The 23,258-nt window shown below is 63.2% G+C and carries 26 protein-coding genes; 4 read left to right on the top strand and 22 right to left on the bottom strand.

Going from position 1 to position 23,258, the window contains the following annotated elements:
* Positions 1 to 93: 93 nt before the first annotated feature.
* The 6 genes from AC1D10_RS11520 to AC1D10_RS11545 are packed head-to-tail and all read right to left on the bottom strand — an operon-like array spanning position 94 to position 5,225.
* Entirely contained in the window at positions 94 to 1,143 is a 1,050-nt protein-coding gene (locus tag AC1D10_RS11520) for a glycine-rich domain-containing protein (protein WP_477271662.1), read from the bottom strand.
* A gap of 10 nt (positions 1,144 to 1,153) precedes the next feature.
* Entirely contained in the window at positions 1,154 to 1,909 is a 756-nt protein-coding gene (locus tag AC1D10_RS11525; RefSeq protein WP_477271664.1) for a DUF2612 domain-containing protein, read from the bottom strand.
* A 2-nt stretch (positions 1,910 to 1,911) separates the two neighbouring features.
* Positions 1,912 to 3,348 (bottom strand): baseplate J/gp47 family protein, encoded by a 1,437-nt coding sequence (locus tag AC1D10_RS11530; protein WP_477271666.1) that lies wholly within the window; start codon positions 3,346 to 3,348, stop codon positions 1,912 to 1,914.
* A 1-nt stretch (position 3,349) separates the two neighbouring features.
* On the bottom strand, positions 3,350 to 3,700 hold the full coding sequence (locus AC1D10_RS11535) for a contractile injection system sheath initiator (protein WP_477271668.1): 351 nt from the start codon (positions 3,698 to 3,700) through the stop codon (positions 3,350 to 3,352).
* A complete protein-coding gene (locus AC1D10_RS11540; RefSeq protein WP_477271670.1) occupies positions 3,700 to 4,365 on the bottom strand; it encodes a hypothetical protein in 666 nt (221 codons plus the stop codon). Before AC1D10_RS11540 ends, AC1D10_RS11535 begins: the two co-directional genes overlap by 1 nt.
* Positions 4,362 to 5,225, bottom strand: coding sequence for a baseplate hub protein (locus AC1D10_RS11545; RefSeq protein WP_477271672.1), 864 nt, complete (start codon positions 5,223 to 5,225; stop codon positions 4,362 to 4,364). The genes AC1D10_RS11540 and AC1D10_RS11545 overlap by 4 nt, the downstream gene beginning before the upstream one ends.
* Before the next feature lie 27 nt (positions 5,226 to 5,252).
* Between AC1D10_RS11545 and AC1D10_RS11550 the strand changes: the two genes are divergently transcribed.
* Positions 5,253 to 5,495: a hypothetical protein gene (locus tag AC1D10_RS11550; protein ID WP_477271674.1), complete on the top strand. Its 243-nt coding sequence runs from the start codon at positions 5,253 to 5,255 to the stop codon at positions 5,493 to 5,495.
* On the opposite strand, the gene AC1D10_RS11555 is transcribed toward AC1D10_RS11550, so the two are convergent.
* From AC1D10_RS11555 to AC1D10_RS11585, 7 genes are all read right to left on the bottom strand, one after another.
* Positions 5,496 to 5,810 carry a phage baseplate plug family protein gene (locus AC1D10_RS11555; RefSeq protein WP_477271676.1) on the bottom strand — a complete coding sequence of 105 codons (315 nt, stop codon included), beginning with the start codon at positions 5,808 to 5,810 and terminating at the stop codon, positions 5,496 to 5,498. It lies immediately after the preceding gene.
* Positions 5,810 to 6,385, bottom strand: a complete 576-nt coding sequence (locus tag AC1D10_RS11560; RefSeq protein ID WP_477271678.1) for a hypothetical protein — start codon at positions 6,383 to 6,385, stop codon at positions 5,810 to 5,812. Before AC1D10_RS11560 ends, AC1D10_RS11555 begins: the two co-directional genes overlap by 1 nt.
* Positions 6,385 to 8,490, bottom strand: a complete 2,106-nt coding sequence (locus tag AC1D10_RS11565; RefSeq protein WP_477271680.1) for a phage tail tip lysozyme — start codon at positions 8,488 to 8,490, stop codon at positions 6,385 to 6,387. The genes AC1D10_RS11560 and AC1D10_RS11565 overlap by 1 nt, the downstream gene beginning before the upstream one ends.
* 93 nt (positions 8,491 to 8,583) lie before the next feature.
* On the bottom strand, positions 8,584 to 9,093 hold the full coding sequence (locus AC1D10_RS11570; RefSeq protein WP_477271682.1) for a hypothetical protein: 510 nt from the start codon (positions 9,091 to 9,093) through the stop codon (positions 8,584 to 8,586).
* A 9-nt stretch (positions 9,094 to 9,102) separates the two neighbouring features.
* The gene (locus AC1D10_RS11575; protein WP_477271684.1) at positions 9,103 to 9,534 is read right to left on the bottom strand and encodes a phage tail fiber protein; all 432 of its coding nucleotides are present in this window, start codon (positions 9,532 to 9,534) and stop codon (positions 9,103 to 9,105) included.
* A gap of 33 nt (positions 9,535 to 9,567) precedes the next feature.
* The gene (locus tag AC1D10_RS11580) at positions 9,568 to 11,526 is read right to left on the bottom strand and encodes a DUF3383 domain-containing protein (protein WP_477271686.1); all 1,959 of its coding nucleotides are present in this window, start codon (positions 11,524 to 11,526) and stop codon (positions 9,568 to 9,570) included.
* Between the two features lie 33 nt (positions 11,527 to 11,559).
* Entirely contained in the window at positions 11,560 to 12,285 is a 726-nt protein-coding gene (locus tag AC1D10_RS11585) for a phage neck terminator protein (protein ID WP_477271688.1), read from the bottom strand.
* 377 nt (positions 12,286 to 12,662) lie between these two features.
* Here AC1D10_RS11585 and AC1D10_RS11590 point away from each other — a divergent pair, with 377 nt between their 5' ends.
* Entirely contained in the window at positions 12,663 to 13,436 is a 774-nt protein-coding gene (locus tag AC1D10_RS11590; protein ID WP_477271690.1) for a pyrroline-5-carboxylate reductase, read from the top strand.
* Between the two features lie 24 nt (positions 13,437 to 13,460).
* On the opposite strand, the gene AC1D10_RS11595 is transcribed toward AC1D10_RS11590, so the two are convergent.
* The 5 genes from AC1D10_RS11595 to AC1D10_RS11615 are packed head-to-tail and all read right to left on the bottom strand — an operon-like array spanning position 13,461 to position 15,577.
* A complete protein-coding gene (locus AC1D10_RS11595; protein WP_477271692.1) occupies positions 13,461 to 13,868 on the bottom strand; it encodes a hypothetical protein in 408 nt (135 codons plus the stop codon).
* Positions 13,869 to 13,874: 6 nt separating this feature from the next.
* On the bottom strand, positions 13,875 to 14,294 hold the full coding sequence (locus AC1D10_RS11600) for a hypothetical protein (protein ID WP_477271694.1): 420 nt from the start codon (positions 14,292 to 14,294) through the stop codon (positions 13,875 to 13,877).
* Between the two features lie 32 nt (positions 14,295 to 14,326).
* Positions 14,327 to 14,818 (bottom strand): hypothetical protein, encoded by a 492-nt coding sequence (locus AC1D10_RS11605; protein WP_477271696.1) that lies wholly within the window; start codon positions 14,816 to 14,818, stop codon positions 14,327 to 14,329.
* A gap of 4 nt (positions 14,819 to 14,822) precedes the next feature.
* Positions 14,823 to 15,137, bottom strand: coding sequence for a hypothetical protein (locus tag AC1D10_RS11610; protein WP_477271698.1), 315 nt, complete (start codon positions 15,135 to 15,137; stop codon positions 14,823 to 14,825).
* Between the two features lie 14 nt (positions 15,138 to 15,151).
* The gene (locus AC1D10_RS11615; protein ID WP_477271700.1) at positions 15,152 to 15,577 is read right to left on the bottom strand and encodes a DUF4054 domain-containing protein; all 426 of its coding nucleotides are present in this window, start codon (positions 15,575 to 15,577) and stop codon (positions 15,152 to 15,154) included.
* Between the two features lie 585 nt (positions 15,578 to 16,162).
* On the opposite strand from AC1D10_RS11615, the gene AC1D10_RS11620 reads away from it, so the two are divergent.
* Together AC1D10_RS11620 and AC1D10_RS11625 are read left to right on the top strand one after the other, a co-directional pair.
* Positions 16,163 to 17,188 (top strand): ABC transporter substrate-binding protein, encoded by a 1,026-nt coding sequence (locus tag AC1D10_RS11620; RefSeq protein WP_477271702.1) that lies wholly within the window; start codon positions 16,163 to 16,165, stop codon positions 17,186 to 17,188.
* Positions 17,185 to 17,772: an SCO family protein gene (locus AC1D10_RS11625; protein ID WP_477271704.1), complete on the top strand. Its 588-nt coding sequence runs from the start codon at positions 17,185 to 17,187 to the stop codon at positions 17,770 to 17,772. Before AC1D10_RS11620 ends, AC1D10_RS11625 begins: the two co-directional genes overlap by 4 nt.
* 315 nt (positions 17,773 to 18,087) lie before the next feature.
* Here AC1D10_RS11625 and AC1D10_RS11630 read toward each other — a convergent pair whose 3' ends face one another.
* The 4 genes from AC1D10_RS11630 to AC1D10_RS11645 all read right to left on the bottom strand — a co-directional run bounded on the left by AC1D10_RS11630 (position 18,088) and on the right by AC1D10_RS11645 (position 23,210).
* Positions 18,088 to 19,995, bottom strand: a complete 1,908-nt coding sequence (locus tag AC1D10_RS11630) for an adenylate/guanylate cyclase domain-containing protein (RefSeq protein ID WP_477271706.1) — start codon at positions 19,993 to 19,995, stop codon at positions 18,088 to 18,090.
* Positions 19,996 to 20,210: 215 nt separating this feature from the next.
* Complete coding sequence (locus AC1D10_RS11635; protein ID WP_477271708.1) at positions 20,211 to 20,642, bottom strand: hypothetical protein; 432 nt, start codon at positions 20,640 to 20,642, stop codon at positions 20,211 to 20,213.
* A gap of 440 nt (positions 20,643 to 21,082) precedes the next feature.
* Positions 21,083 to 22,177 carry a hypothetical protein gene (locus AC1D10_RS11640; protein WP_477271710.1) on the bottom strand — a complete coding sequence of 365 codons (1,095 nt, stop codon included), beginning with the start codon at positions 22,175 to 22,177 and terminating at the stop codon, positions 21,083 to 21,085.
* A gap of 67 nt (positions 22,178 to 22,244) precedes the next feature.
* On the bottom strand, positions 22,245 to 23,210 hold the full coding sequence (locus AC1D10_RS11645) for a gp53 minor capsid family protein (RefSeq protein ID WP_477271712.1): 966 nt from the start codon (positions 23,208 to 23,210) through the stop codon (positions 22,245 to 22,247).
* Positions 23,211 to 23,258 lie beyond the last annotated feature (48 nt).

The following is a 23,258-nucleotide window of genomic DNA, read 5'->3' on the forward strand; positions in this document are numbered from 1 at the left end:
CCAGGGCCGAGCCCTGGGACGTTATGCGCGCCGCGCGCGCGACCAAGAAAAGAGGGGAAGGGTTGTGTGGAACCTGCTTACGCAGGCGCCAGATCAGGCAAATTCTTCAATGACGACGAGGCCGTTGGCGCCTGCGCCACCGGTCGTTTGAGCGCCTGAGTTGGCCCCGGCAGCGCCAGAGCCGCCGCCGCCCGGGCCGCCGCCGATATTTCCGTTCGCGGTCGTTGAAGCGACCGGCTTGCCGCCGGCGCCCAAATTCGATGCGCCACCGCCGCCGCTGACCATGTTGACCGATGCGAGCGAGATTGCCGGCTGCCCGGCATTTCCCGTGGAACTGAACAGGTTGCCGCCGGTCGCGATGCCACCGCCGCCGCCCTGCTGGGTGGATGGATTTGCCGTTGGGGTGCCGGAAGCGCCGCCAACACCACCAGTGATCGAGATGGCAGTGCCGAACGAAGTGACACCGCCTGTCTGTCCATTGACGCCTACGCCGCCTGCTCCGCCCGTCCCGATGACAATGGCGACGCCGGCAAAGCCAGCAGCGAGAGCCGACTTGGCCCAGCCGCCAGAGCCACCGCCGCCGCCTGCTGCAAATTGCGTGGCACTCATGGCCGGACAGCCGCCACCGCCGCCGCCCGCCCCAACGACCTGGACGATGATGCTATTGGTTCCAGGCGTGGGCGTGTAAGTGGCGCTGTTTGCGAAAACGCGCGTTGCGATCAGCCCGCCAGACGTGGAATAGCGCCTCCAGCCAGCCCCGCCGGCATCGGGGTTCGTCACATTGTTGTCGACGGTTGAGAGCCACCACAATCCCACGGTCACGGCCGAGGCGACGACGGCACCCTTTGGATAGCCTCCAACACTGGCTTGAAAGGACGCATCGTAGGCGATCGGCCCGCCGGCCTCGGCCCACTGTAGCCACTGTGTCATCTGCCGCATGATGCCGTTCATGTCCTGACCGAACGGCGGCACGCCACCCGATCCCACTGGCAGAAAGTTCGCTGGGGGAAAGCCATCCGCCAGCGAAGCGGCGCCGTTGCTGATGCCGATCTGGGACGCGACGGGAATGTTTCGGATGAACCCGCCGCCGGCATTGGCGCCCCAAAAGAGGGGGAATTTGTCAGGGATATCGGATTGCTGCATGGGTGCTTTCCTAAGCGATGATGACCACCGACGCCGAGACGCCGGTAGGCTTCGACAGGACGCCGGAATTTTGAACGATGGCGAGTTCGACGGGAGAGAGCTCGAACTGGAAGGTGTAGATTATCGTCATCGTCTCGATCGCCGAGCCCGAATAGAACGATGCCTGGTTAAAGCCCGAGGCGTTCAGCGATTCCTGGAAGCCGAACCACGTCCCCGCGTCGCCGCCTTCGGTGACGTAGCAATTGCCGCGATGGGGAAAGAGGCCGAGCAGGATTTGATTGATCGCCGGGATCGACCCGTTCGTGATATTGGCCGCCGCCTTTGCCAGGATCAGCTGACGGAAGGCTTCGTCGGAAAGGGCGAAATTGCTCGTCAGTGGAGCGCCCGAGAAGAACGCGCCCTGCCCAAACGGGTCGGATCCTGGGACCGCCTCATCGAAGCCGAACCAGTTTCCGACCGGAACCTGCAGGATGCGATTGACGCCAACGATCCGGCCCCACACGTCGAGCCCATAGCCCTGCGCGGTATCGACATTCCAGATGAAGTCGAAGAACGCCTCGAAATTGGCGGTCTGGTCGAGGTGGCTGAATATGTTGGTGATCAGCCGCCGCGTCAGGACCGGCGAGTTCGCATACTGGCTGATGACCGTGCGCCAGACGTCGAATGGCGGGAAATCGCCGAGCGGACTGACGCCGATAACGAATTGGCCAAGGCCATTCGGCACCCCGGCAGGCGGCCGGGGATAGGGAGGTCCAGTGTCGGCCATGATCAGCTCAGGGTTACGATGATGTCGTTCGCAGAGATCGTCGGCACCTGGTCGATATCGACACCGATGTCGAAGCAGTCGGCTATCGCCGCCGTCATGCTCTGGCTGGGCACGTCCCTATTGTTGGAGACGGTGTAGGTTCCCGTGCCGCCCGTGCCGCTGCCGAGTGCCGTAATGCTGGTACCGACGGTCAAGGCGCCAGTCGTGTCGGAAATGATCTGGCCGACAGCGAGCGCCCCCGAGGCGACCGCGCTGACGGTCAGGGTGTTCCCGACGATCTGCCCGGTGAAGACGGCAGCAGGATCGTTGTCCGAGCCAATCTCGATGGAGATGATCTGCGCCCACGAGCCAAGGGCCGCGACAGGCGCGTAGAACCGGCTGGCGAACAACGTGGTGCCGATCTTGGCGCGCGGCCCTCCATCGCCCCCGGCAAAGGCGCTAACGATGGCATTCTGGATTTGCGTTGCCGCGTCGGCCGGGACCATGTGTGAGTTCACGATGTTGACCGCGAACAGGATCGCCAACGGGTCGGGGATTTCGAAGCTGACCTGATAGGCCGGGAACGGCGGCACATAGCCGGGGCTCTGGTCGAAGACCGTGACGGACGTGTTGCCGTTGTAGGCGCAGCCAGGAGCTTTCCGCGTCCAGATCGCCCGAGCGATGTCGTCGGCATTGCCGCCGACCACGGCGACATAGAGCGAGTTCGCAAAGAGCGCGACGCCGCCAATGGTCTGGACGGCATTGGTGGCGTTTTCGGTCACGAACGCGTCGATGACGTTCGGCACCGCGAGAACGGCACCCAGCACGGAAGGCAGCGAACCTTGCGAGTTCAAGGCCACAGAAGCAGCGCGCCGGGCCTCGAAAGCGGCTCGGCTCTCGACGTTATTGCCGAGCACACCATCATCGGGATTGCTGATGGAGTCCCATCCGGGGATCGCCCGGAAAATCTGGTTGAGGCTACCGGCAGGGCAAGGAATTGGGCCAACCGCCGTGCATTCAAACGGCAGCGTGACCGTGCCATCGGCGCCGATGACGCCATCCTCGGTGCAAAGATACTGGTTGCCGTCGGCGGCTAGTGCCAGCGAGGCGATCGGGATCGAGACACCCTGCAGGCCTCGACACACTGCCTGCACGACCGTCGGCTGCGCCGGATTGCGCTCGATAAAATAAATGCGCGCGATAGCATCCTGCATGCGCCCGCTGGCGAAAGCCGGATCGACCTGGTTGGTGAAGAACAGGAAGGTCCCGTTCACCTCGTCGATCACGGCGGCTTCGCTGCTTGCGAGTTGCCCCTGCGGCGTGTTGAGAGCTGGGTTCAGCGTGCCGCCAAAGGCTTCGTTGATGTCTTCCGTGACGCCCGCCAGAACGTCCCCAGCCGAGGGGATGATGAACCCCTTGTCGGTAAAGACCGGCGGCGGAACGTTGGTGGTATCGACCATTTCAGAAGCCCGCTGTTGTGATGTTGCCCGCCACGTCAGTCACCTGCACTTGGCCGGTGACGATGCGGTCGGTGAAGGACAGGATGAAAGTCTGCGCCTTGACGACGCCAGGCACGGTCAGGGCGGCTTGATTGAAGTAAGCCTTCATCAGCGAGATCGGCGGCATCTTGCCGAGGATCTGGTCGAAGTAAGGAATGCCCTGCGTCGTGTCGAAGTAGAGTTCGCCCACGAACAGCCGGATCGCGCTCGCGGCGTCCTGCGCCAGCGCCAAGGGCTCGTCGGCCACGGCGATGTTGCCCGACGCATCGACCGTCAGGTCCCATGTGTCGACATCAAGAAGAAGCGTTTTCATCAGGTTCCCGGCTCCGGTGGTCCCGACGTCCCGCCACCAGGTTGGACACCGGTTTGGAGGTGATTAAGCAGGCTCACGGAATTGCCGCCGCCGGCGCCCGCGATGACGTCCCCGGTCACCAGCAACTGCGCCGTCGTGATGGTGATGGAGCCCGCCGAGAACTCGATGATCTGGCCGTTCTTGTCGAACAGCTTGATCCCGCCCTCGGTGAACTGGACCGCCTGGTCCTGGTTTGCGGGATTGACGATGGCGCCCATGTAGATGCCGTCGGACATGTTGCCACGGCGGAAGCTGCCCGGGTTCGACTGCGCTCCGGCATTGGCTTTCAGCGCCGAGATATCCCGGTCCGAGATCGCCATGTGGCCGATGTCGCCGACCTTCGGGTCGTTGATGATGCCGTTGGCGCCGCCCTGGTTCCGCATCGTGGCGATGCCATAGATGGTGCCATGGGGCGTCTGGTTGCCCTGACCGTCGGTCTGGTTGATCAGCGGCACCACGTCGACCGTGGGTGGCGCGCCGACGCCGCCGCCATGCACCGCGACGATCTTGACCGGGATGCCCGAGCGCGTCTGCGCCATCTCCTGGCGGATCAGGAAGCGCAGCCGGTTGATCTCGGTGGTGTCGTCCGAGGTGCCTTGCTGGCCGAAAAACCCTTGCGTCGTCATGCCGGCGCCGCAGCATCGACGGCGATGCATTCGAGCAGCATGAACCACTTTCCGTGGGGCATCATCGACTCCAGCTGATACTCGATACGGTTGACCTTCCACGTGCCGTTGGCCGGCGTCAGATCGCTCTGGATCTGGACCTTGCCCTGGTATTTCACGGCGGGATTGTAGAGCACCCGCACCAGGACGAACGCCTGCTGGAAGAAGGGGTAGCCGACCATGCCGGTTTGCGGCGAGATCAGCACTGTGTCGCCATCCCTCGCCTTGCCGGCTGGCGTGATCACCATCGTGCCCCGGTCGATGCCGACGTCGAAAGCGCCGTCGCGGGCGATCGCCAGCGCCTGCGTCCATGCCGTGCCGGGATAGTAGGGGTTGGCGAGCTTGACCTTGACGCCCGCGTCCTCGAACGAAAGCTCCATCTGCCCGGCCAGACTTTTCATCATCTGGGAGGCATCCGCCGAGCCCTTGATGCTGAGCGGCGGGATGGGCTTTGCGGCATGGAAGACGCCCGGCAGCGAGCTGATCCGAAAGCACACGTCGGGCATCGCCTGCGCATCGACGTAGGCGTAGACGATGGCACCGGTCCACACGACGTTCTGGCCGGTCTCGTCGTCTCCGGCGAGCACCGAAATGCCGTTCTTGTACATCTGCAGATACTGTGATCCGACCGTGGATAGCTGGTTCATCAGCGCGAGCGGCAAGCCCCAGATCGAGATTTCGGCTTGCCCCGAGCCCTGCCCCGCGTTCACGATGTTGCAGGAAACCCGTAGGCCGAAGACCTCCGCCGTGTTACCGCCCCCTTCAAACTGACCATTGGCCAGCTCGAACTCGACAGCAATTCGCTTCTGGCTGAATGCCATCTCAGGTTCCTAGATAAGGTTGAAACGATGACGAACGCCCGTGCCGCCGCGACTGCGGCCCTTCTCTTGACCGCATCCCCGGTGCTGGCGGCATCGAGCCCGGGGCAGCTCGAGAAGACCTACCTCGATTTGAACGAGCAGTGCCGTGGCGGCTCGGGCGACGACCCGGAGACGATCAAGGCCTGCGATCAGCGCGAACAGGTGTCGGCCGAGCTGCGCCAGCTCCACATCTGCTTTGCCGGCGACCGCTTCAAGCACTGCAAAAAGTGATCAGCCCTGCCCGGGCAGAAGGTCGGCCGGCGACAGATAGGCGAGGCTGTAGCGCGTGCCCAACCCGGTATAGACCGGGTCGCTGTCGCCCTGATTGTCGATGAAGACGAGATCGCCGGAAAACCCGAGATAGAGCGACCGCACGATCCGGTTGAGGTTCTGGCAGATGACGCCGCCGATCACGAGCGCATTGTCGACGAAGAGATCGATGAACAGGCCGGTGTCCTTCTGGTAGAGGCTCACCTGCGATATCTGGTTGCCGAGCGTCACGCTGACCGCCTGGCTCGGCACCGCCTGCAGGGGAATGATCACCATCACAGGCCGCCGGCTGGCAAACCAGACGACGTCTGGAATTTCGCCAGTTGCGCGCCGGTGGCAGGCACCGTCTGCACGGTACCGCCGTTGACCTGGGCCGCGCTGCTCGGCGATTGCGTGTTCGTCATGGCGGCGCTGACGGCCTCGCGCACCTCGATCAGCCAGATATCGACCGACAGGAGCCCAAGGCCCTCGGTGGAGCGCCGGCTGTAATCGTAATGGGTGAAGTTGCACGAGAGATAGACCGCGTCCGGCGTCACCACGTCGTAGAGGTTGGTGTCGGCCGCCACCGCGGCGATCGACGCCAGCATGGCCTCGCGGTTTGCCAGCGATCCGCCTGCGGTGAAGCGCAGCCGCGAGTCGTAGGGGATCTGGACCTTGTCGTAGCTCTCGAAAGCGCCACGCTCGACCGGGAAGTCAGAGATCGACCACTGCTGGCGATATTGGACCTCGACGACATTGTCGGCGATGACCACCGGCGAGCCCCCGAAAAAGATGCCCCACTGCTGTTGCAGGAACGAGCCCGACAGCAACCCGATGGCGTCTTGCGTCAACAGTTCCAGAATGCCCGCCATCACGCCAATCCATAGTTTGCCTGCGCGGAGAAGAGACGACGGTTGAGAGCGTCGTTGATGTCGCCTGCAATGCCATTGGCGTCGGTCGCCTGGGTGTTCACCTCGACCTTGCCGATATGGTTCTCGACCGAACTGCTCGACGTCGTCGCGCCATGCGTGCTCGAGATGTTCGACAGGGCCGACGGTTTGGCGCCGGTGTTGATCCCGGCCATGCCCCGGTAGGTCTTGCTGGTGAAGTTATCCATCCCGTTCCACGCGCTGTAGCCTTCGGCGCGCTCGAACATCGATGCGCCCGTGGCGCCCTGCGCATCGGTCTTTGCATTGCGTAGCGCGCGGCCGGCGGCACTCTCCGGACCGTTGAGTTCGGACAGCGAGAACTGCAACTGCGTGTCGAAGTCGTTCCAGCTCTTGCCGCGTGCCTTGGCGAAGGCCATGAGGCGAGCCTTGCGAGGTCCGAGCCACTGCGCCATGCCGGTGGCGCCAATGCTGTTGACCGTGCCAGGACCGCCAGCCGCCTCGACATTCATCCAGCGTGACACCAGACCGCGCGCACCGGCATCGGAAAGCCCGCCAGCGGTGAGCGTCTGATAGGCTTGCGATTGCCGCTCCGGCGTCCACCAGCCTCGGGTGCCGCGCGATGCGCTCTGCGGGCGGCTGATCGCATCGCCGCCGGCACCGCTGCCCTTGGCGGCAGCCCCGCCACCGAATGCATTGCGCTCGCCGGCGCCGAACAGATTGCCGATGCCGCTGACGAGGTTGCTCCAGAAGCCGCCGCCATCGCTCTTCTGGTCGGAGATGGTGACCGGAAGCGGATTGCTCCTGGAAACCGGGTTCCCGTCGACAGTGGTCTCACCGCTGGCGTGGTTGCGCGCCTGCGGACCGCTCCGATCCCAGCCCTTGAGCTTCGTGATCTGGTCGAGCTCGAAATCGGCAGGCTTCCATCCGCCATCCTTTTTCGGGGTATCGCCCGACAGCGTCAGCATGGCCAGGAAGGGCGACAGTTTGCCGAGCAAGCCAAGCATGCCTGCTCCTGCGCCCGCGCCAGCCGCCTCGGCCCCGCCGCCTGCGAGCATGCGCATGTTGCCGAGGACGCGGAGGAACTTCGATCCGAGCCAAAGCCCGAACAGGATCTCGGTCGCGTGCACGATGCCGCCGAGGCCATCGACCACGTCCTTGGCGCCTGTGGCGAAAGTCTGCATCCCGGCGCCGACGGCGTTCCAGTCGATCTTGTTGAGAAAGTCGATGAAACGCTTCACCGTATCGACGATGCCGCTTTTGATCCAGTCCTGGTTCTTGTCAATCCAGGCCGACATCTTATCCGCTGCCTCGACCAGGACCGGGCCGAGCTTGTCATAGATGGCGTTGGCGAGCGCGATGACGTGCTGGAGCAGTTCAGCCCAGCTCGCTTGCAGCTTTTGCGCGGAGTCGATCGCCGCATTGCTGGGCGACAGGCTCTTGTCGAGCTTGTCGAGATAGGCGTCGATGCCCCGGCCCATCTTGTACATGAGCTGTTCGGTGGCCGGGTCGATGCCGAGCGCCGTGGCGACGTTGTGCGCCGCCGACGGGTCCATGTTGTGGAGCCGCTGCAACGCGGCCGAGACATCGGACAGATATTTGTCGAGCCCGTGGTTGGGGTCGATCGACATGCCGGTCCAGGCTTGCAGCTGCGAGAACTCGCGCGGCAGCGCCTGCCCGTTCTTGTTGAGGTCGTAGAGCTGCTTGTTGACGCGCTCCAGCGTCGACGCGGTCGCATCGGCGGACCCGCCGAAGCGCTCTGCGGCGTTCTCCCAGGCCCCGATGCGCTGCGGCGATTCACCGAGGCTCGACGCGAAGCGGCCAAGCGAAGCATCGGCATTGGTGATCTTGCGCACGAACTCGCTGAGCGCCTGCGAGCTGGTGACGACAGCGAACAGTTCGAGGACGCGCCGGGTGATCAGGTTGACCGTCTCGGCAGCCTTTTTCGAGCTGTCCTCGATCTCCTTGCCGCCTTGGCGGAAGCCGTCGCGCGTCTTTAGCCACGCCTCTGCCTGCTTCTTCTGGCGTTTTTCGAAATTGCTGGGATCGAGGCCGAGCGTGACGATCAGGCTGTCAATGACCGTTGGCATTCTCGTCTCTCTTCCTCAGCAGCATCAGGTTGTGCGCATCGACCATCGACACCTCGAGAAGGTCGTGGACGTCCTCGATCGACAGCCACTCGTCTAGGTCGCGGAGCGTGGCTTTCCCCTTTGAGAGAACCTGACCGATGGCTCGGGAGACGTTTTCGTATTCGAGGAGCTGGACGCCGGCGACGCTTGCGAGGTCGATTTCAACGGGCCGGCGCTCGTAAAAAAACTGACGTGGAGGTTGATCACTTCCTGGCGCAGCTTGACCAGCGTGGCGATCTCCTCGATGTCCCCCTCGATCAGGGCGCGCATGATCGCCGGATTGCGGGGATCGGGCTTGATGGTCACGCACTCCATCATCTCGTCGAGCAGAGGCTCGGCATCCTCGAAGGTGATCTTGGTGATCGCCCGGATGCCGACGAGGGCAATGCCCTGCATGCCCATGCCGGTGAAATCGTCCGGCAGGTCGACGCCCGAGCGCGCCACGGCGAGAAGCGCGCGCATGGCCCACTTCTCCGCCCGTGTCGCCGGCATCTCGCGGATATGGAACGTCTTGCCCTCGTCACGACCAGAATCGGTGATCGTGACGTCGATCTCTTTACGCATGACTTACCCTCAGTTCGGGACGCTTTGAACGCTCTGCCAGCGGATCGCGAAACGGCGCGGCTGCAAGATCTTGGCCGCCGCTGGCATGGGCGGCAGGCTGACCAGGAACCCCTTGGTCGAAATGTAGGAGCGCCCGACCGACGGCAGCGTCGTGCTGCCGTTGGCGGTGAAGACGTCCTTGGCCTGGATTTGCGTCGCCGCCCAGGTTTCGAAGAAGGCGATCGACGGGGAATCGGCCTGCAACACGAAGGTCTGGTTGGTCGGGTTGTAGACAAACCCGCCCGACAGGATGCCATCGACGCCCATGGCGGTCTCGATCTGGTCGACATTGTCCATGTCGTAGATGTTGTCCGCAGAGAAGCCCTGAAGTTGGATCGGTGTTGGAAAGAGGTTCGCCACCGTAAGAGTGATGACCGCGTTCGCGGCGGTTAGGGTCGACATGATCTAGCTCCTCAAGAAGGGATTGGTTGCCGCTTACTGCACGAGGGTCGAGGTGAGCCCGATCTTCTGGACGGACTCGCCATCCATGTACCAGAAGTTGATCGGCGGGCTCTGGCGGGCCTGGCGCACCTGCGGCGAGGCATCCTTGACCTGCAGGTGCCAGCCTTGCAGCTGGAGGGTGTCGCTGGCCTTGACGCCGGCCGCCGAGTTGATCTGCGCGATCTGGAGCGCCGACAGTGTCACGCCGGCGCGGATGGCGCCGAAATTGAGCGCCTGGTTGATCGGGTCGAGGCAGGCTGCTTTGATCAGCTCATAGCCCTGCGCGTTGTAGGGCACCGAGTTGATGTTCTGGAGTAGTTCCATGAGGGCAAGCTGGAGCTGGTTGTTCAGCCAAATCTGGTTGATGTAGCTGTCCAGCCATTCGAACTCGCCCGACACCGTGCCATTCTGGAACTCCAGGAACTGCTGCGCCGCCGTGGCATAGGCGCCGTAGAAATTATAGCCGTTGGCGAAGAGATTGTTCGCCACCGTCGCCGAAGTCACCCCGGCCACCAGACCATCCTGCCCCCTGAAGGCGAAGGTGATGCGGCCATTGGTCTGCTGGAAGTCGATCGATGCCGCAGCGCCGCAGATGAAGGCGGCGATTTCGGCGGGCGTGGTCGGGCCGCCGTCCGGCTGGTGGATCGCGCAGGTGCCGTCGAGATTGTCCTGCTTGATGATGCTGCCGAAGCTGGAAGCCGCAGCGCCGCTTTCGGTCGGCACGATGTCCGTGTCCCAGGCGATGTAGGCATAACGCTTGTTGGTGGTGTTGACCCATGCGGCAAAGGCCTGCTTCTGCACCGAGCCCGAGCCGCCATCCGGATCGAAGATCGTCATGAAGGTCGCCCAATTCTGGGTGATCTGGGTGATGTCAGTCATGAAACCGGCGGGCGTCGTTCCATCGGCGCCCTGCGACAGCACAGCGCCGGTCGCCTGGCTGAGGAAGAGATCGTCGGAAAGCGTGCCCGTCGCGAAGTCGACAGTCGAGGGCTGGCCGGCAATGCCCGAGGTGATGACGAAGGCTCCCGCGACGGAGTCGAAGGAGACCTCGAGCGGCGTGGCGGACGCGGTGACCGTGCCGCTGGCCGCCGTCTGCGTCAGGTTGACGAAGTACGTGCCGGCGAGGCCCGAGCCGGTGCCGAGCTGGGTGATGCGCGTGCCTGCGGTCACGCCGACGCCGGCAAGGGTCTGGCCGACCGACAGCGTGCCGGAAGCGACCGCCGTGACCGTGAGCGTGCCATAGGTCGCCGAGATAGCCTCGCTGGGGACGACCTGTTCGATCGACACCGCGTATTCGCCAAGGCCGCCGGGCGTGCCCGAGAGCTGGTTGGTGATCACCGTCCCTGCCGCCACACCGGCACCGGAAAGGACAGCGCCGGCCACCAGCGTGCCCGAGGTGACCCCGGTCACATAGAGGACGTTGCCGGCGATCGACGCGGTCACAGCTGCCGTTGCGGCTGCGATGGCACCAGTCACCGTGGCGGCCACGGGCGGGACCGCGTTGAGGCCCGTCTCGATCAGCGCCGCCGCAGCCGAGAAGCTGGTCGCGCCCGACAGGTCGAGCGCGTTGGCGGTGCGGACAAAGCCGTCGACATCGACGAGGAGCGTACCGGTGAGCGCCTTGAGCTGGGCCAGCGACAGTTGCGCCACGCGCCCGCCGCGCAGATAGGCCGCGACCGAAGCCGACGGATACTGTGCGAACAGGATGGTGGCGGGCTTCTGGGTCGAGTTGTTGAACCCGTTGAAGTAGACCGCGGCGATCTCGGCCTCTTCTGAGGAGGCACCGAAGAAGGTCGACACCGACTCGCCATCGTTGGGGAAGGACAGCACCTGGCTGGTCGGGACGCGGGTGTTGTGGGTCAGCACGAGGCCGTTCATCACGAGCGCGTTGCCGCCGGCATTGAGAACGTTCGGAATGACGTTCACAAGCTGTGAGGCCGGGATGGTCGTCATGGACCAGGTCCTTTCTGTTTCGGATTAGAGGGTTCAGGCCGGGAAGGCCGCGTCGACGTTGACGACGTCGATCACGGTCTGGTCGGCAAATTGCTGCGGCAGGCCGAGCGCCTGGTTGGCCTGGATATGCACGTCGACGACGTAGCGGGTTTCGTATTGCTGCTCCCCGTTGAAGAAGGGGACCTGCCTCGGATCGTCTGCGTAGAAGGGCGCGCCATCCATGCCGGCAGCGGCGAAGAAGGTCGTCGCCCGATCATCACGGATAAGGGTCGCGATCACCTGCGCCATATCGGAGGCGACAGCATCCGTTGCGCTGTGGACGTCGAGCTGGATCACCACGTCGATCGGTTGCATGATCGTCTCGGCGCCGCACGCCAGCGCCCCGGCTGCCACGGTCTGCGATGGCGAGACGGTATAGGTACCGATGCCGCCCGGCGCGCCGCCGGTCTGCTCGCCGATCAGCGTTCCATCCGCCACCGACGTTCCAAAGACCGTCCCCCCGACCACGAGCGCGCCGAACACGATATGCGTAACGGTCATCACGGCATCGGTGATCGACGCCTCGAAGGCGCAGTCCTGGTACGTGTCAATGTTGGTCGAGAGGCGCCCGCGCCGGATGACCGTCATAGTGACGAAATCGCCGGCGGGCTCAGGCACGCGATTGTCCTGCGAGGCCACCACCTCAACGCCAGCCGGCAAGTATTGCAGCAGAAAGCCGCGCAACACCGTCTGGATGGTCGATTGGCTGGGGCTAAGCATGCATCGCCTATGAGGTCATCGCGAAAAGATCGGCAACGGGAAACGTCAGGTGCGGCGACATCGCGATCCGCTCATCGAGGCCGTAAAGCGAGTTCGGACCTGCGCCATTGGTGACCAATCGATGTGGTCGAGGGTCGGCGTTGTCGTCGCGCCTGTCCCCGAGCCCAGGCTGCCATTGCAGGCGATCTTGATCGTCCCATCGGCCGAGAAGTATCCAGCGCCCTTGTTGAGCTGCGTCAGGCCGTTGTCGGATCTCCACGTGCCCGGCGCGGATGAAGCGCTGAGGCGAAGGAAGCAGAGAAGCCGACCATGCGCGCCTTACAAAAGGCGACAGGCCGAGTAATATCAACCATCTTTGGCTGGAGGGGGACAATGGTATGAAACTCGGCTTTATTGGCACGGGTGCAATCACAGAGGCCATCGTGATTGGCCTGATGGATGCGCAGTTCCCAGCTTCGGAGATTGTCGTTTCGGCGCGTGGGGTTGCGACGGCAGCGCGATTAGCGGCATCTTTCGGAAAGGTGCGCGTCTGCGATCACAATCAAGAGATCGTCGACGTGTCCGATATTCTTTTTCTCGCGGTGCGGCCGCAAATCGCGGAGGAGGTCATTTCTTCGCTGGCATTCTCAAGAGATAAGGCGATCGTAAGTCTGATCGCCATGTTGCCCGCCGAAAAGATCGCAGAGTGGATCGGGCATCCGGTCAATGTCACGCGTGCGATACCCTTGCCGTCTGTGGCAAACCGATCTGGCGTGACGGTGATCTATCCCGCTAACGACCGTCTTACCCACCTGTTCGGCGCCATGGGTGCAGTGGTTAATGCGACCTCGATTGAGGAAATCAACAGCTACAGCGCTGCGGGCTCTCTGATGGCCACCTACTTCGGCTGTCTGGAAACCGCGGCCCAATGGATGGTGGATCACGGAGCGGAATACCAAAAGGCGAGAACCTATCTCGCGCACGTTTTCTTTGGTCTGGCGCAAACTGCGATCAAAAGCCCTGCGACCTTCGAGGCTCTGGTTAGCGACCATTCGACCCCGCAGGGACTTAATGACCAAGCCTATCGCGTATTCGCCCAAAGCGGTGGCACGAATGCGTTAGTAACGGCAATGGAAAGTGTTGCAACCAGGATAGCCTCATCCTTCACCTAAGTTTGTCGCTAACGTGCGTCCATTTCAAACTGGACCCACCACCCAGGCTCCATTCTGTAGCGCTATCGCCACCTTGTACCAGTCGGGCCATTCCTCCAGGACGTAGGCGACTAGCCAGGTGTTGCCCTCCGGCAAGGTGCCGGCCGGGAAGACGAAGAGATCGCCGCCTGTTTGCAAGGGGCGCACCACGGCGAGCGCCGAACCGTTGAGATAGACGGCGCGCCGCACTCCCTGGATATTGAGGCCGTCGAGGTGCTGCAGGTCGCTATAGCTGAGCGCCTGCACCTGGACCGACACGCCGGGCACGTCCTGATAGGTCGGCGTCCTGGTGCCGTCCCCGGCGGTGGTGTAGCCGGTCGACCGTTTGAGCATGGCGGTGACGAACGGGTTCACCGCTGCGATCGCCGGCGCGACGATCCCATGCAGGTTCATGGTCGATCAGCCGACGCGATAGACCGAGAAAGCCTGATCGGCGGTCTTGATGAAGCGCAGGATGCCGCTCGACGGGATGGTCGGGCCGCTATGCGCCGGGAAGTCCATCGAGCCGACCAGCGTCATGCCGGTGTTGGTGGTGACGCTCGCGTCCTCGAGATCGACGATTGACGTGTTGATCACGGAAACGTCGAAATAGTCGGAGACGGCGAAGCCGGCGGGCAGCGCGGCCTGGAGCGCGGCGCCGGTCGGAAGCTGCTGCGCCGAGGCAGCGCCAGCGCCCTGGTCGACGGTGATGATGCCGGCGAGCAGCTGGGCCGGTGTCAGGGTGCCCGAGACGGTGACCGCCACCGGCGCAGAGTTGTTCAGCAGAGCGACGTTGGCATTCACCGTGCCGCGCTGGCTGTCCCAGATTGCAAGACGCATTGTCAGGATCTCCTTGAAATGATGTGCCGGGTCTATTTCTTCACGGCATAGTCGACCGAGGCGAGCATGTGGCCGGTGTCCACGAGCTGCTTGTCGTTGCCCTTGCGGGCGATGGTGGCGGGTTTCAGCGGCGGGCCGACATAGGCGACGATGGCCGCCTGGAGCTGCCACTTGATCGCCGCGCCGGCCTGCCCGAGCGTCTTGTCGGCGTCGTATTCGTTGGCGACGAGAAGGTTGCCCACGGCATCAGGCCACTCGGGGCTCTTGTAGGCGATCATGCCCCGGAAGAACGGTCGAGGCGGAACCGCGGCGGGCGCGTCCATGCCAAGCGCTCGCGCTACCTGGTGCGAGACCTTGTTGCCGCTGCCGAACTCGTTCAGCGCCGCCACCAGCGCGACGGGCGTGCCGTCTGGATAGGTCGCGCCCTCCGGGAAGCCGATCTCGACTGAGGCTGCCTTCTGGAGGTTCTTCGATATCTCGGCGAGCTTCGCGGCGAGCTTGTCGCCGCCGGTGAGCTGCACCATCGCCTTACGCGCCAGGTCCCTTTGCCGTCTTCGCCTTGGCGTCGGCGGCTGGATCGGTCGAGCCGATATCGCCCGTCGCACCAGTATCACCGGTTGCTCCGGTAGGACCGGTCGAGCCAGCCACATCGGCGGCACCGGTCTGCTGTGTGGCACCGGCATTGGCAGCGGGATCGATCGCGGGCGTCTCGGGCTCGTCCGCAACCACGACAGGCGCCGGCGTCTCGATGCGCGCATTGCTCTCGAGTTTCTTGATGCGATCCTCGGCTTGTTCGCGGAAAGCGCGAAACTCGCGCGTCAACTGGCGAAGGAGCTGTTCCATGACGATGTCCTTTTCTACTGATTGGGCCACGGGCTGAAAAAGCGGCGCGGGCCGGGGACGTAGCGCGCCGTCCGATAGGCGGCTGTCGCCTGCCAGAACGCCGCGCCGAATGGGGTCTGCATGAACCAGGCGTTGCTTGGCATCATCGGGAAGTCGGCCGACACCGAAACGCTGCCCTCGGTCGCATCCGAAATGCGGCCCACGATCCCGGCAGCCGGTTGACCGTTGACGCCGTACATGAGCTGGCATATGTGCGCGACCATCAGGTTGAGCAGCGTCGTCTGCGTCTCTGCCGTGCTCACCGGGCCGCCGCCATCGTTGCGGCAATAGAGCTCCGCGACGGGCAGCGCGCCCTGCAGGACCTGTGTTGGGCTGAGCGTCGCGAACTGCGGGTAGATCGCCACGAAGTTCGATAAGCTGAAATCGACCCTCACACCCATTGCATTCCTCGCGCCGCCGCTTCCCCGCTACATGAAACCGGGCCTAGGCCCCCGGCCGCCCCGCACGGGCTCTTCCAAGGATCGAGCGAGCTCCCCTAGTGGTAAAAATCTGACACTTGGTACCCGATGCGGAATGCCTCTTCCGTCCCCGATGCGGACGTTCACTCGCCCATGGCCGAACTCACGCCCATGACCCAACGTGGTCATTCCCGAACCCGCTACCAAAGTCTCAAATCGGGATGGGCAGAACGTTCGAATGCTTGAGTTGCAAAGCGGGTCGCTTCGAGTTGCCACCAACAGCCAGGTCGATAGCGAGGCTGGCCCGAGTCTTGAAGACTACAAAGGGTTGCGGCCAACCCTTTTGGCGCCGAGTGAGAGCTTTGCCCTCGCTATGAACCCAGATCAGGGGTATGCTTACCTATCGCTGGCTGGGACATCACGAACCAGCGACTGAGAGCGCAAGACTCCCGCATGAAAGACAGGGCGCTCCGGCACTAGGCATTTGGCGCGCTCGTTCTCACTCTACGCCGGAATCCTTTTTGCGCGGTTCCGGCCATGAACCGTTTTTGGTTCGGGGAGCGCCCGATGCAAATTATCCAAGACCGCCGCACTTTCCTGGCCGGCGCTGCGGCCGCTGGCGCCGCAAGCCTCTTCGGCACGATAACACCCGCTGCTGCAGCACTGCCGCCGCCAGAGACGAATTCCGTGCGCCTGGGTCGCTGGATCGGCGGTGCCTACTGCTGGGAGTCGCTCTACCTCGCTGGCGAACTGCTCCGTGCCGACGGCATGACCGACGTCCGGTACGTGCAAGGTGACCAGAAGTACTTCGATAGCAGCCAATGGTTTGCAGCGGGTGAGACGGACTTCGACTTCAATATGCCGCCCATGCACATCCGCGGCATCGAGGCAGGAGTGCCCATCAAGATCGTCGCCGGCGTGCACTCCGGCTGCTGGGAGTTGCGCGCCAACGATCGCGTCAACAGCATTGCCGACCTGAAGGGCAAACGCGTGGGCGTCTGGGCGATGAACGACCACCCGCAGACGTTCCTCCAGCTGCTGATCAACTATGTCGGGCTCGATCCCCACCACGACATCGAGTGGGTGGTCGGCGTGCCGAAAAATGGCTCGCTTATGCAGAACTTCATCGAAGGCAAGGTCGATGCCTTCCTGGTAGATACCAGCCAATACTCCGAGGTTCGTGCCAAAAATGTGGGCCACACGGTGTTCAGCAACCTCGTGGACCGGCCTTGGTCGGAGTATTTCTGTTGCATGATCGCCGGCCGGAGCGATTATGTGGATAAGTATCCGGTCGCCACCAAGCGCGTCCTGCGGGCTATCTTCAAGTCTGTCGAATTCTGCGTGTCGAACCCGAAATCGGCCGCCCGCGCGGTGGTCGATCAAGGCTTCTTGCCGAGCTACGACGGTGCGCTGACCACGTTGCAGAACACCGGGCATAACCGGTGGAGTGAATACGACCCAGAAGACTCGGTGCGCTTCTACGCGCTACGCCTCCTGGAAGCGGGCATGATCAAGTCGAGCCCGCAGGAGATCATCGCCAAAGGGACGGACTTCCGCTTCTTCGACGAGCTCAAACGGGAATTGAAGACGTGACTGCCTGGCAGGCACGCCTCGTGCTTCTGTTGGCGCTCGCCACCGGGCCGGCGCATGCGAATGACGCGCCTCGCGGCGACCATCTGCCGACGATTGGACCGGCCCCGGACTTTACGCTGACCTCGCAGGACGGTGCGCGCGTGTCACTCAGCGATTTTCGAGGCAAGGTCGTCGCGATCGCGTTCATTTACACCTACTGCACCACCGTATGCCCCATGCTGACTGCCAACATGGCGCAGGTGCGGGACAAGCTGGGCTCCGACTTTGGGGCGAAGATCGACTTCGTTTCAATTACCCTTGATCCGGAGCGCGACACGCCCGAAGTTCTAAAGGAATACGCCGAGGCTTTCGGCGCTGACCCGAAGGGCTGGCCTTTCCTCACCGGCGATCTGGCGACCGTCCGCGACGTGGCGCTGAAATACGGCGTGTTCGCACGAAAGACCGCCACCGGCGACATCGACCACACGACGGTGGCGTCGCTCGTAGATCCGAGCGGCACATTGCGCGTACAGTACCTGGGAGCTCGGTTCGACCTTGAGGAATTTAGGGATGACCTTCTCAGCCTCCTGGACGAGGCCAGGTAACGTCACCAGAAGGCTGGTCCGCTGGGTGGCACGACTGCCAGCGCGCGTCCCGACCAAGCTGCTGATCACGGCTGGCTTTCCCGAATGACTAACTTCTTACTCGACGGAACCACCATGCTTGGAGTCGGCTTGTGGCCCTTCTGCCGCAAGGCAACGGCAACCGACAATGGCCGCTTTCGTCCAAGAAGCGGACATTCCCCGACAAACGCCCGACGCGGCGCAACCATTTGCGTCAGCGCCCGCCGATTCCGAGGCGACCAGCGGGCTCACGCACCTTGCATCGAAGCTGTTCTATGGCTCCCCAGGCGAATTCGTCTATCCCGTCTCGCATTCCGGCAGCCGCACTGGTTTGACGAACTTTGCCAGCGCCTCGGGATTGGCGCAAAGCGGGAAGCCGGCGAGCGGCATTGTCTCGATGAAACGACCGCGTTCCCTCTTGCTCGAGCTGAATTCATTGACCAGGCCCTCGACGGTCAGGTCCGGATACCGTTTGAGGGTTTCCCTGACCGAAGCATTCGCCTCATCGGTTCGACCCAGTGCCGCGAGGGAGCTGCTACGCACCACCCAATCCCCTTTGCCGTAGTTATCGGGCGTCTTGCGCTCCAGCATCTTCACGGCGTCCTCATAGCGGCCAGCCATAAAATAGGCCGTGGAGTAGAAACTAGTTGCCCACATCGGGTAATTCGGGTCGAGCCGTATAACTTGGTCGACCAACTGAGCGCCGCGTTCGGGTTCGTCGAAGCCTGCCGCATAGCCGGAATAGAATGTCAGGATTTCGGCCGAACCCGGAGCGAGGCGGAGGGCCGTGTCCAGCTCGACCTTGGCGCGGGCGTTGTCGCCTTTGTCTTTGAGGCTCATGCCAAAAACGGCGTGCGCCTCGGCGTCGCTCGGATCGAGCCGCACCGCGCGTTCGGCCACATCGGCAGCCGCCTTGATTTCGCTCTCGGAATTGATACCGAAGCCAGCCAAAATGTTATGAGCATGATAGAGTTCCACCCAGGCGCGGGCGAACTCCGGGTCCAGCTCGACAGCGAGGTTGAGCAGCCTGACGGCCTCCTCCTCATCTGCTACGGTAATCTTTTCAATCCTTTCGGTTCCGAGCAGATAGTAGTCATAGACAGTCAAGTTGTCCGGCCGTTTACGCTTCGCTGCAGCCCGCCCCGCTCCCTGAATYAGCCCCACGCCGTTTCCGAGACGGTTGGTGACCTGCTCGGCGATCTCGGTTTGCACGGCGAATACGTCTTCAGCAGGCCGGTCCCATCGCTCCGACCACAGATGGTTGCCGGTTCTTGCATCGATCAACTGCGCGGTGATCCGCAGCCGACCGCCCTGGCGCTGGATCGAGCCTTCCAGCACATAGCCGACGTCGAGCGCACTCGCGACCTGGCGGACATCCGCCGACTTGCCTTTGTACGCTTGCGTCGAATTGCGCGCCACGACGTCGAGTTCGGGAAACTGCGCGAGATCGGTGATGATGTCCTCGGTGAGGCCATCGGCCAGACGCCCGGTGGCCTCGTCGCCGCCAAAGTTGTTGAAGGGCAGCACTGCGACCGACGGCTTGGCACCCAGAGCAGCTGAATGAAAGAACCACCATGTCCCGCCGCCGCCCAGCAGAGCAAATAGCGCGATGGCCGCAGCCGTCCCACCCCAGCGCGGCATCGCCTTACGCAAGGTCCAGCGTGGCCGCTTGCCATCGAGCCTTAGCCGGTACATCCGCACCGGACGGCTGATATTCTTTACTTGTTGCTCGCCAGCGAAATCGAGGGACCAAYTAAGCTTGCCTTGCAGATGGTCAAAGGCCGTGCCCGAAACGATTACGCCGCCAGCATCAGCGAGTTGCTGCAATCGTGCGGCGACATTGACGCCATCGCCATAGACATCGCCGTCAACCAGCGCAACGTCGCCAAGATTGACCCCGATGCGGAACACGATGCGCTCAGGCTCGGGCAGACCTTCATTGCGCGCGGCCGCCGCGCTTTGGATTTCCGCCGCGCAGGCGACTGCGTCAACCACGCTCTCGAAGGCGACAAGCGCGCCGTCTCCCATCAGCTTGATGAGGCGGCCATGGTGTTGGGAGATGGCGGGGTCGAACAGCTCGGCACGAACGGATTTCAATCGCTCAATGGTGCCGGCCTCGTCGGCCTCCATCGCCTTTGAATAGCCGACCATATCGGCCGCCAGGATCGCCAGCATCTTCCGGTCGAGCGGGGAAATACTCACCATCGTGCCCCTGCATGAACATGCAGTACGCCGGTAACCCTACACCCATCGAAGTGGCGCCGCTACCACAACGCCATAACGGTATGTCTGCTGAGCGCGGGACGTTCTATCGGCAGGTCGTAGTGACCAGCCATGTGTTTTAATCGCAGGGTCGCGAGGCGCAGCCCGCCAGCGCCAGGCCGACCAGTGCGCCGAGCAGAAGCGCCCGTGCCATCGGCTCAGGCTACGTCCTGCTTGAAGGCTTGGATACCGCGCGGCAGGTTGTTCGGATCAATCGGCTCGAAACCCGATTTCTGCGCCTCGTGCTCCTTGACGAAGCCTTCGACCATGTCGCGTTCAGCATGCGCCCAGACCAGATTGTTCTTGACCGCGTCTAGGTCCTGGTTTTGGGCGAGCCATTTCTTAAAGAAGTCTGCTTCGACGCCATAGGTCAGGGCGTAGCTGCTGGTCTGCGCAGACAGGGCCTGCTCGGTGCGGCGATCGAACCGACGGCCGTAGCCTTTCAGCACGACCGGCTCGCCGATGACTTGGGCGCGCTTCACCTTGCGAAAGCTGCCGCCGGCGGTCGGCTCATTCTGCTCGATCATCTCGTGAAGGCGCAGGATGAGCCCATGCGGAAGCTTGCAGGCCACGGTGACGGTATCCGACATCGAATGTACTCCGGTTGATGAAAATGTGGGTCTCTGGAGGCGTAGGGCCGCGCCAGAGATGATCCAGCGGTGCCCCCACCACCAATCACCTGCGACGCGGCCCGAGAGCTGGAGCGGATGCCAGGTGTCAATCCTGGCTCAGCGCCTGTGGAACAGGCACCCCTCACGGAGCATCCGCGAACTCTTGGGGGCGGCCGATCGTGGCGCTTAGCGATGTAGACCCCGATAACGGGACGGATGGACCGCTCGCTTGCCACCTCGGCTTGATGCGTTCGGCGAATGCGTGTCCATCTCACAGGCCTAAGCCTCGTCCGCCTGTCGTCCCTGGYTCAAGCGTGGGAACCAACGCAAGGCTGCACTTGGACGTTACCGAGCACACTACCCGCGAAACCATTGGTGCCATAATGGTTACAATCTCGCACCAGCCGTGTCAAGCGGTCTTAGACGCCGACCATTTGAGAAATGCCCATGGGCTGACGGATGATGGCGCCCCACGTGCCGCTGGTCATCTTCTTCTTCCACGAGGACATCGCGCGAATGATCGGGTGCGTGCGGAGCTTTTCGTTGAAGGAACAATAGCCGGTCTTCTGGCCGTCGATGGCGTCGGCAATCAGCTGCACCTGGTTGCCGGCCGCGATTCCCACCGGGTTAATCGAGGTCTGCGCGCCATACTGCACTGCTGTCTCCACCCGGATATTTGGAAAGTTCTTCCGGAGCAGATCCTCGACGTTGACGTTGAAGGAGTTCGTCGCGGTCATGGCGAGTTGCGATTCCGGCGACAGCGCCAGCGTCATCTTGGTCTTCTGGTCGATCAGGCCAGCGGTCTGATTGACGAGTTGCAGCCACAGCGACTGGATGTCGGCATAGATTTCGTTGGCCGTGGCGACAATTTGGCCGTTGTTGATCCACTTTACGCCGCCATAGGCCTTCGGCGCCGGGGTGATCGGTGCCGCGAGGTTCGGATCATTGAGAAGGCCATAATTCTGGAGACCCTGCACACCCTTGAAATAGGTGGTGTTCAGGAAGCGGGCGAGCACGGTGACGCCGGCGCCGTCGACCTCGCTGACCCAACTGACGCGGCCGAGGCCGGCGCGCTCGATTTCCAGCTCGCCATATTCGGCGATCGTCTGGAACAGGTAGGACTGGCGCTGGGGCCAGTTCATGTTCGCGCCGGAGCGACCATTGTCGTTATAGTCGCCGTAGCTTGACACTTCGCCGGTCTGCTCGATGGTCGGGAACATCGCGGTCTGGTCGATCCATGTGCCCTTGCGGGTTTCACCGAAGATCTCGGCGGCCTGCGTCGGGGCGAAGAGGATGCGATAGACCTCCGGGTCGACCAGCGTCGTCAGGAACGCCGGAATGCCGGTGTTCGACACCGTCGCCAGCTGAGGCTGCGCATCCATCGCGAGATGGTTGGTGCGGAAGGCCTCGACGATGTAGGCGCGTGCTTCGGGAAGGTAGATGCCGGCCTGCTCGAACATCGGGCGATGCTGCGCCCACGTTGCGGCGGCCTGATTGAAGTCGTGGAATTGCATGGTGGTTCTCCTCACAGACCGCCGGCTTTCACGCCGGCGGGATGGTTTCGAGGTTGACGGGAGGGGTTTAGCCCTGGGGCCAGGAGCTGATCTTCATCAGCTCGCCCGGATGGGCGAAGGAACGCACGGTCCACTTGGTCTCAACGTTGGTGGCCGCAGTGATGGCCGTCGCGTTGACGACGGCGTTGACGTCGACGGCATAGGTGCCGGCGCCGCCGGCAGGACCGGTGATCTGCTGGCCGATCGTGGTGACAGCGGTGATGCCGGTGCCGGTGAGCGTGTCACCGATGCCGAAGACACCAGCGATGGTGCCGCCGGTCGTGAACACGCCATAGGTGCCGGCGATGATGGTGCCCGAGTCGACATCCTGGTCGGGGATTGACACCGCATAGGTGCCGGTCTTGCCGAACGAGCCGTCGTCTTCGGCGCTGGTCAGCTGGTTGACGATCTTTGTTCCGGTGGCGACATCGGTGCCGGAGATGGTCGTGCCGGGATAGATGGTGCCCGAGTTGAGTGAGCTGACCGCCAGCACGTTGCCGACGATGGAGCCCGCGAAGCCGCTCGTCGCGGCGGCGATCGAACCCGCCGACGTGGTGGCGCCGTTCGGCGTGCCGGTCGGAGCCGCCGTGGCCTTACCGTCGGCGTAGTTGGCGTAGACCTTCTGGCCGACCTGGGCCGGCGTTGCGCCGTTGTTCTTCACCCAGAAATCGCCTTCGTTGAAGACAGTGATGGGGAAGCCGGCCGGAACCAGCATCGTGGCTTCCTGCAGATAGACCTCGATCAGGCCCTGCTGCTCACGATGGATGAAGCCCGCGACCGGGCCGGTCCCGAACGTGTTGACCACAGCCGGCGCGTTGTCGCTGTCGACCTGGGCGGACGTCAGCCAGGCAAAGCGACCGACGATTACGCCGAGAGCGCCGCACACAAGCGCGCCAGCGGCTGCCAGGACGGGGGTGCGCATATTGGTGCTGGCGAAGTCGCCTTCGACAGCCGGAGCAGGGTTGTAGAAAGCCTGCGTCTGAAAACCAGACATGGGCAGTCTCCTCATTGAAAAGAGCCGGCTCACTGGCCGGCTCGAAGG

It is taken from the genome of Mesorhizobium sp. P2_A8, assembly GCF_056404935.1.

Excerpts from the sequence above, each read along its gene's own strand:
- AC1D10_RS11520 (WP_477271662.1), bottom strand. The coding sequence starts at position 1,143 with ATGCAGCAATCCGATATCCCTGACAAATTCCCCCTCTTTTGGGGCGCC.
- AC1D10_RS11525 (WP_477271664.1), bottom strand. The coding sequence starts at position 1,909 with ATGGCCGACACTGGACCTCCCTATCCCCGGCCGCCTGCCGGGGTGCCG.
- AC1D10_RS11530 (WP_477271666.1), bottom strand. The coding sequence starts at position 3,348 with ATGGTCGATACCACCAACGTTCCGCCGCCGGTCTTTACCGACAAGGGG.
- AC1D10_RS11535 (WP_477271668.1), bottom strand. The coding sequence starts at position 3,700 with ATGAAAACGCTTCTTCTTGATGTCGACACATGGGACCTGACGGTCGAT.
- AC1D10_RS11540 (WP_477271670.1), bottom strand. The coding sequence starts at position 4,365 with ATGACGACGCAAGGGTTTTTCGGCCAGCAAGGCACCTCGGACGACACC.
- AC1D10_RS11545 (WP_477271672.1), bottom strand. The coding sequence starts at position 5,225 with ATGGCATTCAGCCAGAAGCGAATTGCTGTCGAGTTCGAGCTGGCCAAT.
- AC1D10_RS11550 (WP_477271674.1), top strand. The coding sequence starts at position 5,253 with ATGACGAACGCCCGTGCCGCCGCGACTGCGGCCCTTCTCTTGACCGCA.
- AC1D10_RS11555 (WP_477271676.1), bottom strand. The coding sequence starts at position 5,810 with ATGGTGATCATTCCCCTGCAGGCGGTGCCGAGCCAGGCGGTCAGCGTG.
- AC1D10_RS11560 (WP_477271678.1), bottom strand. The coding sequence starts at position 6,385 with ATGGCGGGCATTCTGGAACTGTTGACGCAAGACGCCATCGGGTTGCTG.
- AC1D10_RS11565 (WP_477271680.1), bottom strand. The coding sequence starts at position 8,490 with ATGCCAACGGTCATTGACAGCCTGATCGTCACGCTCGGCCTCGATCCC.
- AC1D10_RS11570 (WP_477271682.1), bottom strand. The coding sequence starts at position 9,093 with ATGCGTAAAGAGATCGACGTCACGATCACCGATTCTGGTCGTGACGAG.
- AC1D10_RS11575 (WP_477271684.1), bottom strand. The coding sequence starts at position 9,534 with ATGTCGACCCTAACCGCCGCGAACGCGGTCATCACTCTTACGGTGGCG.
- AC1D10_RS11580 (WP_477271686.1), bottom strand. The coding sequence starts at position 11,526 with ATGACGACCATCCCGGCCTCACAGCTTGTGAACGTCATTCCGAACGTT.
- AC1D10_RS11585 (WP_477271688.1), bottom strand. The coding sequence starts at position 12,285 with ATGCTTAGCCCCAGCCAATCGACCATCCAGACGGTGTTGCGCGGCTTT.
- AC1D10_RS11590 (WP_477271690.1), top strand. The coding sequence starts at position 12,663 with ATGAAACTCGGCTTTATTGGCACGGGTGCAATCACAGAGGCCATCGTG.
- AC1D10_RS11595 (WP_477271692.1), bottom strand. The coding sequence starts at position 13,868 with ATGAACCTGCATGGGATCGTCGCGCCGGCGATCGCAGCGGTGAACCCG.
- AC1D10_RS11600 (WP_477271694.1), bottom strand. The coding sequence starts at position 14,294 with ATGCGTCTTGCAATCTGGGACAGCCAGCGCGGCACGGTGAATGCCAAC.
- AC1D10_RS11605 (WP_477271696.1), bottom strand. The coding sequence starts at position 14,818 with ATGGTGCAGCTCACCGGCGGCGACAAGCTCGCCGCGAAGCTCGCCGAG.
- AC1D10_RS11610 (WP_477271698.1), bottom strand. The coding sequence starts at position 15,137 with ATGGAACAGCTCCTTCGCCAGTTGACGCGCGAGTTTCGCGCTTTCCGC.
- AC1D10_RS11615 (WP_477271700.1), bottom strand. The coding sequence starts at position 15,577 with ATGGGTGTGAGGGTCGATTTCAGCTTATCGAACTTCGTGGCGATCTAC.
- AC1D10_RS11620 (WP_477271702.1), top strand. The coding sequence starts at position 16,163 with ATGCAAATTATCCAAGACCGCCGCACTTTCCTGGCCGGCGCTGCGGCC.
- AC1D10_RS11635 (WP_477271708.1), bottom strand. The coding sequence starts at position 20,642 with ATGTCGGATACCGTCACCGTGGCCTGCAAGCTTCCGCATGGGCTCATC.
- AC1D10_RS11640 (WP_477271710.1), bottom strand. The coding sequence starts at position 22,177 with ATGCAATTCCACGACTTCAATCAGGCCGCCGCAACGTGGGCGCAGCAT.
- AC1D10_RS11645 (WP_477271712.1), bottom strand. The coding sequence starts at position 23,210 with ATGTCTGGTTTTCAGACGCAGGCTTTCTACAACCCTGCTCCGGCTGTC.